The 15,875-nt window shown below is 76.5% G+C and carries 13 protein-coding genes; 6 read left to right on the top strand and 7 right to left on the bottom strand.

Annotated features, from left to right (window positions below):
• Window positions 1-26: 26 nt before the first annotated feature.
• Entirely contained in the window at window positions 27-692 is a 666-nt protein-coding gene (locus WHI96_RS13725; RefSeq protein ID WP_345640304.1) for a hypothetical protein, read from the top strand.
• On the opposite strand, the gene WHI96_RS13730 is transcribed toward WHI96_RS13725, so the two are convergent.
• From WHI96_RS13730 to WHI96_RS13745, 4 genes are all read right to left on the bottom strand, one after another.
• On the bottom strand, window positions 689-1,870 hold the full coding sequence (locus WHI96_RS13730) for a S8 family peptidase (RefSeq protein ID WP_345640486.1): 1,182 nt from the start codon (window positions 1,868-1,870) through the stop codon (window positions 689-691). The genes WHI96_RS13725 and WHI96_RS13730 overlap by 4 nt on opposite strands.
• 183 nt (window positions 1,871-2,053) lie before the next feature.
• Entirely contained in the window at window positions 2,054-3,169 is a 1,116-nt protein-coding gene (locus tag WHI96_RS13735) for a sulfate/molybdate ABC transporter ATP-binding protein (protein WP_345640302.1), read from the bottom strand.
• Window positions 3,166-3,939 carry an ABC transporter permease gene (locus WHI96_RS13740; protein ID WP_345640482.1) on the bottom strand — a complete coding sequence of 258 codons (774 nt, stop codon included), beginning with the start codon at window positions 3,937-3,939 and terminating at the stop codon, window positions 3,166-3,168. The genes WHI96_RS13735 and WHI96_RS13740 overlap by 4 nt, the downstream gene beginning before the upstream one ends.
• 95 nt (window positions 3,940-4,034) lie before the next feature.
• Window positions 4,035-4,439, bottom strand: a complete 405-nt coding sequence (locus WHI96_RS13745) for a TOBE domain-containing protein (RefSeq protein ID WP_345640299.1) — start codon at window positions 4,437-4,439, stop codon at window positions 4,035-4,037.
• A gap of 107 nt (window positions 4,440-4,546) precedes the next feature.
• On the opposite strand from WHI96_RS13745, the gene WHI96_RS13750 reads away from it, so the two are divergent.
• The 3 genes from WHI96_RS13750 (at window position 4,547) to WHI96_RS13760 (ending at window position 7,254) form a co-directional block, all read left to right on the top strand.
• The gene (locus tag WHI96_RS13750) at window positions 4,547-5,755 is read left to right on the top strand and encodes an acyl-CoA dehydrogenase family protein (protein WP_345640296.1); all 1,209 of its coding nucleotides are present in this window, start codon (window positions 4,547-4,549) and stop codon (window positions 5,753-5,755) included.
• Between the two features lie 153 nt (window positions 5,756-5,908).
• Window positions 5,909-6,967 carry a GTP 3',8-cyclase MoaA gene (gene moaA / locus WHI96_RS13755; RefSeq protein WP_345640293.1) on the top strand — a complete coding sequence of 353 codons (1,059 nt, stop codon included), beginning with the start codon at window positions 5,909-5,911 and terminating at the stop codon, window positions 6,965-6,967.
• Between the two features lie 2 nt (window positions 6,968-6,969).
• Window positions 6,970-7,254: a MoaD/ThiS family protein gene (locus WHI96_RS13760; RefSeq protein WP_345640290.1), complete on the top strand. Its 285-nt coding sequence runs from the start codon at window positions 6,970-6,972 to the stop codon at window positions 7,252-7,254.
• Window positions 7,255-7,401: 147 nt separating this feature from the next.
• Here the strand turns inward: WHI96_RS13760 and WHI96_RS13765 are convergent, their stop codons facing one another.
• Complete coding sequence (locus tag WHI96_RS13765; protein WP_345640287.1) at window positions 7,402-7,863, bottom strand: hypothetical protein; 462 nt, start codon at window positions 7,861-7,863, stop codon at window positions 7,402-7,404.
• Window positions 7,864-7,967: 104 nt separating this feature from the next.
• On the opposite strand from WHI96_RS13765, the gene WHI96_RS13770 reads away from it, so the two are divergent.
• On the top strand, window positions 7,968-8,687 hold the full coding sequence (locus WHI96_RS13770) for a response regulator transcription factor (protein WP_345640284.1): 720 nt from the start codon (window positions 7,968-7,970) through the stop codon (window positions 8,685-8,687).
• A complete protein-coding gene (locus WHI96_RS13775) occupies window positions 8,687-9,964 on the top strand; it encodes a sensor histidine kinase (RefSeq protein WP_345640281.1) in 1,278 nt (425 codons plus the stop codon). Before WHI96_RS13770 ends, WHI96_RS13775 begins: the two co-directional genes overlap by 1 nt.
• Window positions 9,965-10,062: 98 nt before the next feature.
• On the opposite strand, the gene WHI96_RS13780 is transcribed toward WHI96_RS13775, so the two are convergent.
• Together WHI96_RS13780 and WHI96_RS13785 are read right to left on the bottom strand one after the other, a co-directional pair.
• Window positions 10,063-11,058, bottom strand: a complete 996-nt coding sequence (locus WHI96_RS13780; protein ID WP_345640278.1) for a DUF2399 domain-containing protein — start codon at window positions 11,056-11,058, stop codon at window positions 10,063-10,065.
• Window positions 11,055-15,569, bottom strand: a complete 4,515-nt coding sequence (locus tag WHI96_RS13785) for a hypothetical protein (RefSeq protein ID WP_349302387.1) — start codon at window positions 15,567-15,569, stop codon at window positions 11,055-11,057. Before WHI96_RS13785 ends, WHI96_RS13780 begins: the two co-directional genes overlap by 4 nt.
• Window positions 15,570-15,875: the final 306 nt, after the last annotated feature.

The following is a 15,875-nucleotide window of genomic DNA, read 5'->3' on the forward strand; positions in this document are numbered from 1 at the left end:
CCGGGGGCCGCGCCTATCCTGCGGTCATGGCACGCCCTGGCACGGTCGACCGGGTCTCCGCTGCGATCTCGGTGGCGGGCGCGGTGGTGGTCGCCGGCTACTTCGTCGTGATCGGGGCGCAGGCCGGTCACCCGGCCCTGTTCGTGGCGGCCGCGGTGGCCGTCGCGGTGTTCGGGGTCATGGCCCGGCGGTCGTGGCGGCTCGCACGGCGGGCCGAGGTCGCGGCGGCGCCGGTTCCGGCGACGGCGGTCGTGGTGCCGGGCGCGGGCGGTGCGACCTCGACGCTGCCGGACGCGGTGCGGGTCGTGCCCGTGCTGTCCGCCGAGGGGCGCGAGCGGCTGGACCGGGTGCTGGACGTGCTGGTCGGGGCGGGGGTGCTGCCGGACGGGGTGGTGGACCCGGACCGGATCGCCGCGTCCGTCGCCGACCACGGCGAGCCGGTGACCAGCGGGACCGTGCTCGGTGCGCTCGACGAGGCGGGCCCGGACGGCTGGGACGCCCTGCTGGACCACCACCCGGCCGAGGACGGCGTGCCCGTCCTGCCCGGTGCGGGCCGGCCGCGGCTCGCGTGGCTGTGGACCGACCGGACGGTGTGGGTCGCGGCCCCGTCGTACGACCCGGCCGAGCTGAACGACCTGCTCGACCAGCCCGCGTACGAGCTGTGGGAGTGGGCCGACGAGACCCGGGTCTAGAGCCCGCCGGTCTGCAGCAGCCGGTTCGGGGTGCCGCCGGCGCCGCCGCCGTCGATCTTCCCCGGCACCGCGTTGTCGGCGATCCACTTCTTGACGGTGGTGGCCGGTGCGTCGCCGCGGGCCTGCTTGTAGAGCGCCGCCACCCCGGCCGCGAACGGCGCGGCCATCGAGGTCCCGCTGTAGGAGGCGGTGCCGCCACCGGGGACCGGCGCGACGATCCGGGTGCCCGGCGCGTAGAGCGAGACGCAGCGGCCGGTCGAGGAGTTCGACGAGCGCTTGTCGTCGATCGTCGAGTTCGCGACGACCAGCACGTCCCCGATCGCGCGGGGCAGGGCGGCGCAGTCGTCGCCGCCGGTGTTGCCGGCCGAGGAGGCCGCGAACACCCCGGAGTCGATCATGCGCTGGACGGCCTGCTGGAGGATCGGCGAGCCGCCGTAGCTCCACGACATCACCGCGACCGCGGGGCCGCGCTTGTTCTTCGACACCCAGTCCAGACCGGAGACCAGCGACGACAGCGTCCCGGTGCCGTTGCAGTCGAGCACCTTCACCGCGCGCACCCTCGCGCCCGGGGCCACCCCGTAGTCCTTCGACGCGGCGATCCCGGCGACGACGGTGCCGTGCCCGTCGCAGTCGGTGTCGGTCCGGTCGATCGTGTTGAGCTCGAGCTTCGCCCGGCCGCCGAACTGCGGGTGGCTCGCGTCGACGCCGGTGTCGAGGACGAACACGTCCACCCCGGCGCCGGTCGCGGTGTGCCGGTACCGCCCGTCCAGCGGCAGGTTCGGCTGGTCGATGCGGTCGAGCCCCCAGTTCCCCGGAGCCTGCTCGGCACCGGCGGGCGGGCCGACCGGCGCGTCCTGGTGGACGGCCTGCGGGTCGAGCGGGGAGATCACGCGGTCCTCCTCCACCCCGACGACGCCGGGCCGGTCGCGCAGCTCGGCCGCCTGGGCGGGAGTGAGGTCCGCGGCGAAGCCGTGCACCACGCTGTCGAAGGTGACCTTCGGCTCGACGCCGACGGACTCCGCGGCGGCCCGCGTCTGCCCGTCGGTCGCGGTCTGCACCAGGTACCCGGCGGGTGCCGACGGCGCCGTCTCGGCGGCGGACGCCGTCGACGCGAGAGGAACACCGAGCGCTACCGCCAGGACACCGGCAGTGACCAGTCGGGCGGCGCGGGGACGCATGGGGCTCACAGACAGCGACGCTATTCGCCTGTGACGCCTGGTGCGAGAGACACGATGGTGGCCCGGGTGACACGTGGGACCACTCGGGTGACGGAGCGTTTCGGTACCGGCGGCGCCGGGGAGCCCTCCCGACCGGGGCCCGGCAGGGCCCCGAGCTGCACGATCAGCGGATCGGCCGCGACCTCAGGCGTGCCGGCCGTGCACGGCGACCTCGGTCGCCTTCACCGCGAACCACACCTCGTGACCGGGCTCGACACCCAGTTCGGCGACGGCGGCCGGGGTGACGTCGGCGGCCAGCCCGGACACCCAGTCCGGCCCCCCGGCGACGGGCGCGGCCCGCAGCCGCACGGTGTCCCCGCGCGGCTCCAGCGCGGCGATCCGGACCGGGAAGACGTTGCGCGGGCTGCCCTCGGGTCTGCTCGCGTGCACCGCGACCGCCGACGGCGGGAACACCGCGACGGCGGGCTCCCCCTCGGCCACCTCGACGGCCCGGCCCCGGATCTCGGTCCCGTCGGCGGTGCGCACCCCGGAGCCCTCGGCGGTGCCCGGCACCAGGTCCAGCCCGGCGATGCGGGCGGAGAACGCGCTCCGCGGCCGGGCCAGGACGTCCCGGGCGGGGCCGGACTCGACGATCCGGCCCCGGTCCAGCACGACGAAGCGGTCGGCGAGCACGAGCGCGTCGAGCGCGTCGTGGGTGACCAGCAGGGCGGTCTGCTTGCCGTCGGCGATCACCCGGCGCAGCAGGGTGCGCATGGCGGGGGTGGCGTCGACGTCGAGGGCGGCGAGCGGCTCGTCGAGCAGCAGCAGCCCCGGCCGGGGGGCCAGCGCGCGGGCCAGCGCGACCCGCTGCTGCTGGCCGCCGGACAGCTGCGCGGGACGGCGGGCGGCGAGCCCGCCGACACCGACGGCGTCGAGCAGCTCACGGGCCCGGGAGTCGGCCGCGGCGCGGGGCGTGCCCTGGGCCCGCGGCCCGAACGCGACGTTCGCCAGCGCCGACAGGTGCGGGAACAGCAGCGGCTCCTGGGCGAGCAGCCCGACGCCGCGCCGGTGCGGCGGCACGAAGGTGCCGTCGGCGGTGTCGAGCAGCGTCCGGCCGTCGACGCGCAGGTGCCCGGAGTCCGGGCGCAGCAGCCCGGACAGGATGCCGAGCATCGTGGACTTGCCCGCCCCGTTCGGGCCGAGCACCGCGAGCACCTCGCCCGGGGCGACCGACAGCTCCAGGTCCAGGGCGAACCCGTCCCGGTCCAGCCGCGCGCTCAGGTCCACACCGAGCTCGACCGTGTCGCCGCCGCTGCTCATCCGCGGCCGTCCAGTCCGCGCGGACGCCCGACGACGATCACGACCAGCGACACGACGACGAGCAGCAGCGACAGCGCCACGGCCCCCGCGACGTCGGTCTCGCCCTGCAGGTAGACCAGCAGCGGCAGGGTCCGGGTGGTGCCCTCCAGGCTGCCGGCGAACGCGATCGTCGCCCCGAACTCGCCCATGCAGCGGGCGAAGGCCAGCACCAGCCCGGACGCCAGTCCGGGCAGCACCAGCGGCACGGTGACCCGGCGGAAGGCCAGCCCCGGCGACGCGCCGAGGGTGGCCGCGGTCGCCTCGTAGCGCTCCCCCGCGGTCCGCAGCGCGCCCTCCAGCGACACGATGAGGAACGGCATCGCGACGAAGGTCTGCGCGAGGACCACCGCGGCCGTCGAGAACGGGATGAAGATCCCGAACGCGGTGTCGAGTCCCTGCCCGACCAGCCCGTTCGCGCCGAGCAGGAACAGCAGCGAGAGCCCGCCGACGACCGGCGGCAGCACCAGCGGGAGCAGCACGACCGAGCGGATCCCGCGCATCAGGCGGGGCAGCCGGTTGATCCGGCCGCGGGCCAGGACCACCGCGAGCGGCCCGCCGAGCAGCAGGCACAGCGTCGTGGAGATCGCCGCGGTGAGCAGCGAAAGGCGCAGCGCCGACAGCGCGGCCCCGCTGGTGAGCAGACGGGGGGTCTCCGCCCAGTCGGCCTCCCACAGCAGGCCGAGCACGGGCAGCGCGATGACCAGGAAGCCGATGCCGGCCGGGACCCACATCCAGACCGGCAGGCCGACGCCGGTGCCGTGGCGGTCGGCCGCGCCCTCGCGTCGCCGGGTCGGGGCCGGCGCGGGGGCGGTGCCGGCCCCGGGGGTCACAGGTGCCCGCCCGGTGTCTCCACCACCACGTTCGTCGACTTGATCACCGCCACCGCGAGCGCGCCGGGCTCGAGACCGAGGTCGCGCACGGCCTCACTGCTCATCAGCGACACCACGCGGTGCGGGCCGCACTGCATCTCGACCTGGGCCATCACCGTGTCGGCCAGCACCGAGGTGACCAGGCCGACCAGGCGGTTGCGGGCCGAGCGCTGCACCACCGAGGGGTCCGGCGGGGCGGACGCGTGGTCGCGGGCGAACGCGGCGAGCGCGGCGCCGTCGATGACCTTGCGGTTCGACGTGTCCGCCTGCACCGGCAGCGTCCCCGCGTCCACCCAGCGGCGGACGGTGTCGTCGCTGACGCCGAGCAGTCGGGCGGCCTCGGAGATCCTGAAGTGCGGCACGATCCGGATACTATGGTCGCTCCTGCGGTGGTGCCACGCTGGATACCCCGCGGGACGTCGGGATCGCGCGCTGCCGGGTGCCGGGGACCTGTGGTCTGATCGGTGACGTGGACTTCGCACCCGGCGCCGTGGCGGCCGACTACACCGCGCGCATGCGCGCCTTCCTCGACGAGGAGGTCCTCCCGGCCGAGGCCGCCTACGCCGCGTTCCGGGCCGAGCGACGCGGCACCCCGGAGGAGTGGGCCCTGCCCCCGGTGGTCGAGGAGCTGAAGGCGAAGGCCCGCGGGCGCGGCCTGTGGAACCTGTTCCTGCCGGACGTCTCGGGGCTGTCGAACCTGGAGTACGCGCCGGTCGCGGAGGTCTCCGGCTGGTCCCCGGTCATCGCGCCGGAGGTGATCAACTGTCAGGCCCCGGACACCGGGAACATGGAGACGCTGCACCTGTTCGGCACCGACGAGCAGAAGCAGCAGTGGCTGGAGCCGCTGCTCGACGGCGAGATCCGCTCGGCGTTCGCGATGACCGAGCCGGACGTCGCGTCGTCGGACGCCACGAACATCGAGACCCGGATCCGGCGCGACGGCGACGACTACGTCGTCGACGGCCGCAAGTGGTGGATCTCCGGTGCCGCGGACGAGCGCTGCCGGATCTTCATCGTCATGGGCAAGACCGATCCGGACGCCTCCACCCACCGGCAACAGTCGATGATCCTCGTCCCGCGCGACACCCCGGGACTCACGATCGAGCGGCACCTGCCGACGTTCGGCTTCCAGGACCAGCACGGGCACTCCGAGCTGCGCCTGGACGGCGTGCGGGTGCCGGCGTCGAACCTGCTCGGCGAGGAGGGCGGCGGGTTCGCCATCGCCCAGGCCCGGCTGGGCCCGGGCCGCATCCACCACTGCATGCGGCTGATCGGCATGGCCGAGCGGGCGCTGCACCTGATGACCGAGCGCGCGCGGGCGCGGGTCGCATTCGGCAAGCCGCTGGCCGAGCAGGGCGTGGTGCGCGAACAGATCGCCCTGTGCCGGATGGAGATCGAGCAGGCCCGGCTGCTGACGCTCAAGACGGCCTGGCTGATCGACGACCACGGCGCGAAGGGCGCGGCCACGGAGATCGCGGCGATCAAGGTCGTCGTGCCGCGGATGGCGTGCACCGTGATCGACCGGGCGATGCAGGTGCACGGTGGCGCCGCGATGAGCGACGACACCCCGCTGGCCTACTTCTACGCCTGGGCGCGCGCCCTGCGCTTCGCCGACGGACCGGACGAGGTGCACATCCGCTCGGTCGCCCGGCAGGAGCTGAAGGCCCACCGGCAGTAGCGGTGTTCCCCGTCTTCCCGACTAGGTACACGATGACTAGTTCCGCACCTGCGACGGCGTGACCGCGGCCACGTCCGCGGGTGCGGATCACCGGTCTGAGCTGGGAAAACCCACCCTGGGCGGGCGCGGGCGACGGCGGTTAGCCTCGGGCCCATGACCACCGAGCTCGGCCTGCCGTCGCCGCGGGGCGGCACGTCCCGGGACCCGGCCCGACCGGCCGACCCCCGTCTCGTCGACGGGTTCGGCCGGGTCGCGACCGACCTGCGGATCTCGCTCACCGACCGTTGCAACCTGCGCTGCACCTACTGCATGCCCGCCGAGGGCCTGGACTGGATGCCACGCTCGGAGCAGCTGACCGACGACGAGCTGAACCGGCTCATCGCCGTCGCGGTGCACGACCTCGGCATCGAGGAGCTGCGGTTCACCGGCGGCGAGCCGCTGCTGCGCAGGGGTCTGGAGGAGATCTTCTCCGCGGCGTCGGCGCTGGAGCCCCGCCCGGACATCTCGCTGACGACCAACGGCATCGGACTCGCCCGCCGCGCCGAGGCCCTCGCGGCATCCGGGGTGAACCGGCTCAACGTCTCGATGGACACCCTGCGCCCGGAGCGGTTCGCGCGGATCACCCGCCGCGACCGGCTGTCGGACGTCATCGACGGGATGGCCGCCGCGCACGCCGCGGGCCTGTCCCCGGTGAAGATCAACACGGTGCTCCTGCGCGGCGTGAACGACGACGAGGCCGCGGACCTGCTGGAGTTCGCGCTGACCCACGGCTACCAGCTGCGCTTCATCGAGCAGATGCCGCTCGACGCCCAGCACGGCTGGCGCCGCACGGAGATGATCACCGCCGACGAGATCCTGGCGCGGCTCGAGGAGCGCTTCGTGCTCACCCCGTCCGACGAGGACCGCGGCGGTGCGCCCGCCGAGCGGTTCGTGGTGAACGGGGGCCCGGCCACCGTCGGGGTGATCGCCTCGGTGACCCGTCCGTTCTGCGGGGCCTGCGACCGGACCCGCCTCACCGCCGACGGCCAGGTCCGCACCTGCCTGTTCGCCACCGGCGAGACCGACCTGCGCGCCATGCTCCGCGGCGGCGCGACCGACGCCGAGATCGCCGACGTCTGGCGCGACGCGATGTGGGGCAAGAAGGCCGGCCACGGCATCGACGACCCCGGATTCCTGCAGCCCGCGCGCCCCATGAGCGCGATCGGAGGATGAGCATGACCCCCTCGCTCACCACGTCCCCGGTGACCCGCACGCTGACCGTCCGCTACTTCGCCGCCGCCAAGGCGGCCGCCGGCACCGGCGAGGAGACCGTCGAGCTGCCCGGCGACGCGACGGTGGCCGACGCCGTCGCCGCGCTCGGCACCGCACACGGCCCGGAGCTGGCGCAGGTGCTGCTGCGCTGCAGCTTCCTGCTCGACGAGGTGGCGGTGCGCGACCGCTCCGCCGCGGTCGGCGGGGCGGCCACGCTCGACGTGCTCCCGCCGTTCGCCGGCGGCTGAGACCCGGAGTGTCCCCCGGGACGCCCCGGCCCGTCCGGCGGCTCGGTCCCCGGGGACGGTCGCTCGGTCCCCCGGGACGGTCGCTCGGTCCCCCGGGACGGTCGCTCGGTCCCCGGGGACGGTCGCTCGGTCCCCGGGGACGGTCGCTCAGTCCTCGGGAACGGTCGCGACCCGGCCGGCCGGCACCCCGCCGGCGCAGCTCAGGGTGACCCGGACGTCCGGGACGTCGTCGCCGTCGAGGACGACCTCGGCCGGGCCGATGTCCTTGTCGTCCTCGCGCTCCCAGCCCTGCGCGGGGTTGACCGACACGATCCGCGGGGTCGCGCCGTCGCAGCGGACCAGGACGTTCCCCGCCGCTCCGGCCTGCACCACCGCGGGCGGGGCGGCGGCGGGCACCGTCGTCGCGACGGGTGCGGGTGCCGGTGCCGCGGCGGTGGCGGCCTGCTGGGCCAGCCGGGCGTCCACCTGCTCGGCGCTGAGCGGCTGCGTCTGCGTGCCCGCGAGGTCGCTGCCGATGCTCCCGACGGCCGTCAGGCCCAGGAGCAGGGCACCGGCGGCCGCGGCGGTCCAGAGCGCGATCTGCAGGACGGGGCGCGTCGGTCGTTCCACGCCCACAGCATGCCCCGGGCCCCGGTTAACGGATCCCTAAACGGGACACAAGCGACGGCTGTGCCCCACCGCGGGCGGGATCGCAGCGGATAGGTTCTCCCTCCGTGGCCCAGATCCTGATCGTCGAGGACGACCCCGGCATCCGCGGTGCGCTCATCCGTGGGCTGACCGAGCGGGGGCACGCCGTCGACTCCGCACCGACCGCGATGGCCGGGCTGGAGCACGCCGTCGGGAAGCGGCCCGACCTCGTGGTGCTCGATCTCGGCCTGCCCGACATGGACGGCACCACCATGCTGCGGATGCTGCGTGGCGCCAGCACGGTGCCGGTGATCGTCGCGACCGCCCGCGACGACGAGACCGAGATCGTCTCCGTGCTCGACGCGGGCGCCGACGACTACCTGGTCAAGCCGTTCGCCGCCGCCCAGCTCGACGCCCGGATCCGGGCGGTGCTGCGGCGCCTCGGCGACGGGGCGGCCGACCCGACGGTCGTCGTCGGCGGGCTGTCGGTGGACCCGCGTTCGCGGCGCGCGGTGCTCGACGGCGCCGAGCTGGAGCTGACCCCGCGCGAGTTCGACCTGCTGCACCACCTCGCCGCCCGCGCCGACCAGGTCGTCAGCAAGCGGGAGCTGGTGACCGAGGTCTGGCAGCAGCCCTACGGCGGCGCCGACAAGACCGTCGACGTGCACCTGTCGTGGCTGCGCCGCAAGCTCGGCGAGACCGCGCAGGCCCCGCGCTACCTGCACTCGGTGCGCGGCGTCGGGGTCCGGCTGTCCGCGCCGTCCGCGCCGTCCGCGCCGCCGGGGACCGGGCCGGGCACCGCCTGATGCGACGGCGCATCCTCGTCCTCGTCGGGGCGACCGTGCTGCTGGTGCTGGTCGCGTTCGCGGTGCCGCTCGCGACGCTGATCCGCTCGGTCGCGGAGAGCTCGGCCGTGTCCGCGGCGACCGTCCAGGCCCAGGTGCTGACCCCGGCCGTCGCGGGCGGGGACCGGTCGGTGCTCGTTCCCGCCGTCCAGAACGCCGACGGCCGCGACGCCTCCGACGTCTCGGTGTTCCTGCCCGACGGCACCGTGCTCGGCGCGCCCGCACCGCGCAGCCCGGTGGTCCGGCTGGGGCTGCTCGGGACGAGCGCGTCGACCGAGGCGGACGGCGGGCGCGAGCTGGTGTTCGCGGTGACCGGCGCCGCGGGCGGCAACGCCGCGATCCGCGTGTTCGTCCCCGACGCCGAACTCACCCGCGGCGTGACCCGCTCCTGGCTGCTGCTGGGCGGGCTGTCGCTGGTGCTGCTCGCCGGAGGGCTGCTGCTCGCGGACCGGCTGGCCCGCACCCTCGTCGACGCCACCACCGACCTGTCCGGGGTGTCGGAGCGGCTCGCGGCCGGGGACCTGTCCGCGCGCGCCGACCCCGGCGCCCCGGCCGAGCTCGGTGTCGTCGCGGGTGCGCTGAACGGGCTGGCCGGGCGGATCTCGGAGCTGCTGCGTGAGGAACGGGAGAACGTCGCGGACCTGGCGCACCGGGTCCGCACCCCGCTGACCGCCCTGCGCCTCGACGCCGAGGCCCTGCGCGACCCGGACGAGTCCGCACGGCTGTCGGCCGGCGTCGACGGCGTGCAGCGCGCGGTGACCGGCGCGATCGAGCAGGCCCGGCGACGCGGCGGCACGACCCGCAGCGCGGACGCGGCGGCCGTCGTCCGGGAGCGGGTGGAGTTCTGGCGGGTGCTGGCCGAGGACACCGACCGCTCGGTGACCCTGCACCTGGCCGACGGCCCGCTGGCCGTGGCCTGCGCGCCGGGCGACCTGGAGGCGTGCGTGGACGCGCTGCTGGGCAGCGTCTTCGCGCACACCCCGGACGGCACGGCCTTCGGCGTGGAGCTGTCGGCCCGGTCCCGCGGGGGCGCCCGGGTCGTCGTGCACGACGACGGCCCGGGGCTGGCGCCCGGCACCGACCCCACCTCCCGCGGGGTCAGCGGCGGCGGCTCGACGGGGCTGGGCCTCGACATCGCCCGGCGCACCGCCGACCAGGGCGGCGGGGCGCTGACGGTGCACTCCCCGGCCGGGGGCGGGCTGCGGGTGGAGCTGGAGCTGGGGCCGCCGGGGGGCTGAGCCCCGCCGCTCGGAGACCCCCGCCGCGCCGAGCACCGCCGACACCGCGGAGGGTCGAGTTCGACCGCGCCGACAGCTGATCCGGACCGGGTCAGCCCTCAGGCCGGGGTGAGCCCGTCGCGCCAGTCCGGGTCACCGGCCAGGACCGTGACCCCGACGGCCTCCTGGGCCAACCGCGCCCCGGCGGCGAACAGGTCGCGGACGGGACCGCGCAGCCCGGCGTCGAGCCACTCGACGTCGCTGTGGTCCACCGTCGGAGACGACGCCGGACGCCCGTGCCGCAGCAGCGCCCGGTACAGCCCGGTCGCGGGCCGCACCGGCGGCAGGCCGTGCGCCTGCGCCAGGTCGGAGGCGGCACGCGGGACACGCAGCCCGGCGGCGTCGAGGTCGCCGAAGTAGCGGATCGCCGGGGGCGGGTCGTCGCGCAGTGCGAGCACCGACGCGGCGAACGCGTTCCCCGCGCCCCAGGCGAGGCCACCGACCGGGCCGGGGTCGGGCGCCAGGGCACGGCGCAGCGAGTCCAGGGTGTCGGCGTTCTCGACGACGATCAGCACCGGCCCGTCGCCGGGCAGGCGATCGCGGTGCAGCGGCGGGACGACCCGGCGGGCCCGCAGGACCTCCGGGGTCAGCCCGCCCGGCAGCGGGCCGTCGAAGGCCTTCTCGTCGCCGGTGATCTCCAGCGCGCGCTCGCGCAGCGGGACCTCGACGGCGCGGGACGCGTGGGCGAACAGCCAGTCGTTGACCTGCAGCAGCACCCGCGGGGGCCGCCGCAGGTCCGCGGCCCCCGACAGCGCGGGATGCCACGGGCCCCGGTCGGCCGTGGCCGGGGCGACGTTCACGCGCGCCCGGACCAGCCGTACCGAGTTCGGCAGCGGCGGCACCCCGTCGTCGGTCCGGTCGGTCGGCACCAGCACGCCCGCGGCGGCCAGCTCCGCCAGGACCCCGGCGAGGTTCCGCCGGGCGTCGACGCTGCCGACCATCGTGGGGTCCGCCTGCAGGAACGCCGCGCGCACCGCCGAGCGCGGGATCCGGGTCCGTCCGGAGGCCGTCAGCAGCTCCGCGAGCCGCTCCGCGACCGGCCCGGGCGGGGTCATCCGGCCGACCCCGCGCCGTCGTCGCCGGTGCCGGCGGCCACCGCGGCCTCGGGGCGCCGGTAGACGCGGGCGGCGGTGATCCGGCCGCCGGGGGCGTCGGCGTCGGGCACCGACCGGGTGACCCGCTCGTCGACGGACAGGTACTTGCGTCCGGCGCGCAGGTCGGCGTCGTTGCGCAGCCGCACGAGCAGCGGGAACGACGACAGCGCGCCCGCGTCGAACAGCCCGGTCGTGTAGACCAGCTGCACGCCGAGGGCCTGCGCGACGCCGAACTGCAGCTCCAGCAGGTACCCCGCCGACGCGCGCCCGATCGGGTTGTCGAGGAACAGCACGCCGGCGTGCGCCCGCCCGCCCTGCCCGCGCTGGTGGGCCCGCAGCGCCGCCATCGTGCAGTAGAGGACGATCGCCGCGGTCAGCTGCTGCCCGCCCGAGAACACGTCCTTGATCGCGGAGACGCGCAGCCGCTCGGTGCGCAGCACGGCGTCGGGCTTGAGCATCTCGACCCGGACACCCTTCGGCATCGCCGCCCGGACCCCGCGCAGCAGCATGGACATGCCGTCACGCCGGTCCTTCGCCCTGCCGCCCGCCATGCCGGTGGCGGTGCGGTCGACGACGGCGCCGAGCTCGTGGCGCAGTGCCGCGTCGGGCAGCTCCTCGAACCGGATCCGCAGGAACTGCTGTCCCGACCAGTCGCCGAGGCCCTCGGGCAGCTGGGACAGCCGCTGCGCGAGGCGCACCGTGCGCAGCGCCTCGCCGACCATCCCGGACAGCCGGGTGACGATCCCGGAGCGGTGCCGCTCGATGTTGCCGAGGTCGTCGTCGAGGGAGCGCAGCCGCGGGCGCAGCGCGGCGATCCACTCCGCGGCGAGGCCGGGCATCTCCGACCGGTCGACGCCGCCGATGTGGCGGTGCACCGGGGAGCTCAGGGTCGCGAACCGCGGGTCCTGGGCGAAGCGGGCGACGGCGTCGACCCCCTCGCGGACCTTCTTCTCGGCCCGCGTCCGCTCCCCCGCCGCGTCGCGGACGGCGTTCTGGTGACGCTTGAGCGCGGCCTGGGCGGCCTCGACGTCACCGTCGAACGGCACCCCGGCCGGCTCGGGCGTGTCGTCCAGCGAGGACACGACCAGCCCGAACCCGCGGGCGAGGTCGGTGGCGGTGCGGTGGGCGTCCTCGGCGTCGGTCCGGGCCCGGCGACGGCGTTCCAGGTCCTTGCCCGCCGCGTCCAGGTCGGCCGTGGCGCGGGCGACCAGCTCGCGGCCGTGCTCGGGGTCGCGGGGCGGGTCGTACGGCGCGCAGCTCGTGCAGCGCCCCTCGGCACCGTGGTCGATCGGCCGCTCGCCGCCGGTGAACCGCTCCAGCTCGCGGCGGGCGACGGCCAGCTCGGTCGCGGCGTCGGCGCGGCGGCGCTCGGCCTCGTCGTAGGCGGTCCGGGCCTGCTCGGCGGCGGCGCGGCGGCTCGCGGCGTCGGCGCCGTCGGGGGTGTGCAGGAACGCCGTCGCGGCCTCGACGACGGTGCGCGGCAGCCCGTCGACGGCGACCCGCCGCTCCCGCGCGTCGGCCTCGGCCCGCTCCAGCGCACCGTGCAGGTCGGTGTCGACGGAGGCCGAGGCGTAGGCGTCGCGGGCCCGCTGGAACACCTCGCGCAGCTCGGCCGGCGATCCCTCGGGTGTCCCCTCCGGCTCCCCGTCCCGCCCGCCGACCTCGTCGGCGGAGACCGGGAGGGCCGCGGCCTCGTCGCGCAGGGTCGTGCCGATGCCGCGGTGCCGGTCCCGCGTCTGCTGGGCGTCGGCGGCCTCGCGACCGGCGCGGTCGGCGGTGGTCCCGGCGGCGTCGGCCTCCGCGCGGGCCCGCGCGGCGTCGGCCTCCCCGGTGCGCATCCGCTCCTCGTGCGTCGCCCGGCGGGCGAGCTCGGTGCGCAGCGCGGCCAGCGCGTCCGCCCGGCGACGGGTGTCCCCGGCGGTCCGTTCCAGGCCCGGCCGGTCGACGGTGAGCCGGTCGGCGCGCCCGTCGAGGTCCTCGACCTCGGCGCGGGTCGCCTCGTGCTCGGCGACGGCGGCGGCCCGCGCGGTCTCCGCGGCCCCGGCGGCGCCGGTCAGGTCGGCGAGGGTGGGACGACGGTCGCGCAGCGCGGCGAACCGGTCCCGCAGCCTGCGGTCGTCGTCGAGGACGGTCTCCAGCTCGGTGAGCCGGGCGGCGCGCTCGGTGGTCTCGGCGACGAGCCGGACCCGGACCTGCTCGGCGGCCTCCTCGTCGTGCAGGGCCGGGTTGGGCGGCACGACGAAGGCGATCCCGGGCGCCGCGTCCGCGTCGGCGTGCAGCGCGGCGGTGGTGCCGACCGCGACCAGGCAGGCCGGCAGCAGCCGTGCCGCGTCCAGCTCGGCGCGGGCCCGCCCGGCGTCGCGCACGTCGTTGAGCAGCACCCCGCCCGCCAGGTGCGGCAGCCGCGCCAGCACGGTCTCCCGGTCGGGGGCGGGCAGCTTCGCCAGGTAGCGACGCCCGGACCAGGCGGTGATCCCGGCGGCCTCCAGCGCCGCGAGGACGTCCTCGATCTCCGGCGGGTCGGGCAGCAGGCCGCCGTCACCGAGCGCGGCGAGCGCGCGTTCGTCGCGGCGCTGGTCGCCGTGCAGGGTCGTCCGTTCCCGCTCGGCACCGCGGATCGCGGTGGTCAGGGTGTCGACGACGAGGCCGGCGTCGGTGTCCGGGCGGATCTCGTCGAGCCCGAGCAGCTCCGCGGGCCGGAGCTCCCCGGCGAGCGCGACGGCGTCGGCCTCCGCGGCGGAGCGCGCGGCCTCGGCGGTCGCGGCGTCGGCGCGGGCGGCGGCCGCCGCGTCCTGGGCGGCGGTGCGGCGGGCCTCGGCGGCCCGTCGCTCCTCGCGGATCGTGGCGGCCGCGGTGTCGGCGTCGGCGAGCGCGGTGGCGCAGCGCTCGGCGTCGGCCCGGGCGGCGGCGGTCTCGTCCTCGACGTCGGCCGCGGTGGACCCGGTCTTCAGGTGCCCGGCGGAGACGGCGGCGGCGACCCGGGTGTCGAGGTCGTCGAGGGCCTCGCGGGCGGTGGTGGCGGCGCTCTCGGCGCGGGCGGCGTCGGCGGTGCGGGTGACCTGCTCGCGACGGGCGGCCGCCGCGCGCTCCTCGGCGTCGGCGCGGTGTTCCTCCGCCGCGTCGGCGGCGGCGTCGGCCTCCGCGGCGACCCGGGCCAGCGCCCCGGCGAGCGCGCGGGCGGCGTCCTGCCGGGCGGCGAGCGCGGGCCGGGCCTTCTGCTCCTCCTCCTCGACGCGGGCACGCAGCCGTGCGGCCCCGGCGGCGGCGACGCGGTGCGCCAGGACCGGTTCGACGGCGTCGCGGGCCATCGACACGGCCGACGCGGCGTCGCGCTCGCGGGTCGCCTCGGCCACGGTCCGCTCCGCGGCCTCGACGGCGAGCCCAGCGGTGAGTCTGCGCAGCTCACCGACGGTGTCCTGCAGCCGCTCCGCCGCCCGGGCCGCGGACTGCTCGGCCTCGACCGCGCCGGTGACCTCCTCGGCGGCGGTCACCGAGCGGGCCTCCTCGGCGATCCGGCGGGCCGCGATCCGCGACGCGGTCGCCGCCAGTGCGGTGCGCGCGGCGGATTCGGCGTCGCGGGCGGCGGTCGCGGTGGCCTCGGCGTCGACCATCGGCTCGAGCCGGGACAGCGTGCCGTCGACGAACTCCCGCTCGGTCTCCAGCTCCTCGCGCTGGGCGAGCCGGTCGGCGTACCCGGCGACGAGCTCGGCGACGTTCTGCGGCTCCGCCGGGTCGAGCACCGCGCGCAGCAGGAAGTCGACGAACGCCTCGTCGGAGGAGAACGAGAACGCCTCGGCGGCCTCGCCCTCACCGGCGTTCATCGCGCGCTGGTAGCGGAACAGCTCCGGGTCCAGCCCGACGTCGACGAGGTGGCGGGTCCAGTCCCGGTGCCCGGTCTCCCAGTCGAGCTCGGCGTCGGGGTGCTCGCGGTGCGCGGTCTGCAGGCGCTCCCGGAAGGCGGCCAGGGTGACCCGGCGCCCGTCGTGGGTGAACGGCAGGTCGTCGAGGCCCATCCCGGGGACCGGCCGGAAGGAGAACCAGGCGTCGGCCAGCTTCTCCGGGTCGGTGGAGGCGACGTGCCCGCGCCACTCCGACACCTTCCCGGTGACCAGCAGCCGTCCGGTGCCGACGTGCATCCACTCGCAGACGACGTGCGCCACGTCCTCGGCCAGCACGAAGTTCTCCAGCACCGTGGTGCTGGTGGTCCCGACGACCTGGCGCCGCCCGGGCAGCAGCACCGAGAAGATCAGCTTGAGCAGGACGGACTTGCCGCCGCCGTTCTCCAGGAACAGCACCGAGGCCGGCGACGGCCGACGCGGCGTCGTGCGGTCGAGCGCGTCCGGGGCGAACAGGTCCTCCTGCACCGCGACCTTCACCGGGGCCCCGACGCCCCGCAGGTCGAGCGCGACGTCCTGGTAGCGCGCGGCGGTCGGACCGACGGAGAACAGGCGGACGCGGGTCAGCTCATACATCGCGGTCCTCCGTGGGGTGGTCGGTCGGCGGGGTGCTCGACGGGTCGGCGGCGGCCGGATCGGCCGGATTCGCACGCTCTGCACCCGCGTCGGCAGGGTGTCCTTCCTCGGCCGCGTCGCCACCCCCGGCGCTGTCCTGTGCGAGTTCGCTTACCGGGTAAGCGAATTCCCTCGACCCAGCCCCACCGACCGAGCCGACCGGGGCACCGGCCACGCCGTCACCCCGGGCACCGTCCTGCGCGAACTCGCTTACCGGGTAAGCCATTTCCGCCGAAACTGCATCACCGACAGAGCCGACAGAGCCGG

This window comes from Pseudonocardia tropica (assembly GCF_040105315.1).
GTDB classification, from domain to species: domain Bacteria; phylum Actinomycetota; class Actinomycetes; order Mycobacteriales; family Pseudonocardiaceae; genus Pseudonocardia; species Pseudonocardia alni.

Coding starts and splice junctions, on each gene's coding strand:
- WHI96_RS13725 (WP_345640304.1), top strand. CDS start 27: ATGGCACGCCCTGGCACGGTCGACCGGGTCTCCGCTGCGATCTCGGTG.
- WHI96_RS13740 (WP_345640482.1), bottom strand. CDS start 3,939: ATGTGGGTCCCGGCCGGCATCGGCTTCCTGGTCATCGCGCTGCCCGTG.
- WHI96_RS13760 (WP_345640290.1), top strand. CDS start 6,970: ATGACCCCCTCGCTCACCACGTCCCCGGTGACCCGCACGCTGACCGTC.
- WHI96_RS13785 (WP_349302387.1), bottom strand. CDS start 15,569: ATGTATGAGCTGACCCGCGTCCGCCTGTTCTCCGTCGGTCCGACCGCC.
- WHI96_RS13780 (WP_345640278.1), bottom strand. CDS start 11,058: ATGACCCCGCCCGGGCCGGTCGCGGAGCGGCTCGCGGAGCTGCTGACG.
- moaA (WP_345640293.1), top strand. CDS start 5,909: ATGACCACCGAGCTCGGCCTGCCGTCGCCGCGGGGCGGCACGTCCCGG.
- WHI96_RS13775 (WP_345640281.1), top strand. CDS start 8,687: ATGCGACGGCGCATCCTCGTCCTCGTCGGGGCGACCGTGCTGCTGGTG.
- WHI96_RS13735 (WP_345640302.1), bottom strand. CDS start 3,169: ATGAGCAGCGGCGGCGACACGGTCGAGCTCGGTGTGGACCTGAGCGCG.
- WHI96_RS13730 (WP_345640486.1), bottom strand. CDS start 1,870: ATGCGTCCCCGCGCCGCCCGACTGGTCACTGCCGGTGTCCTGGCGGTA.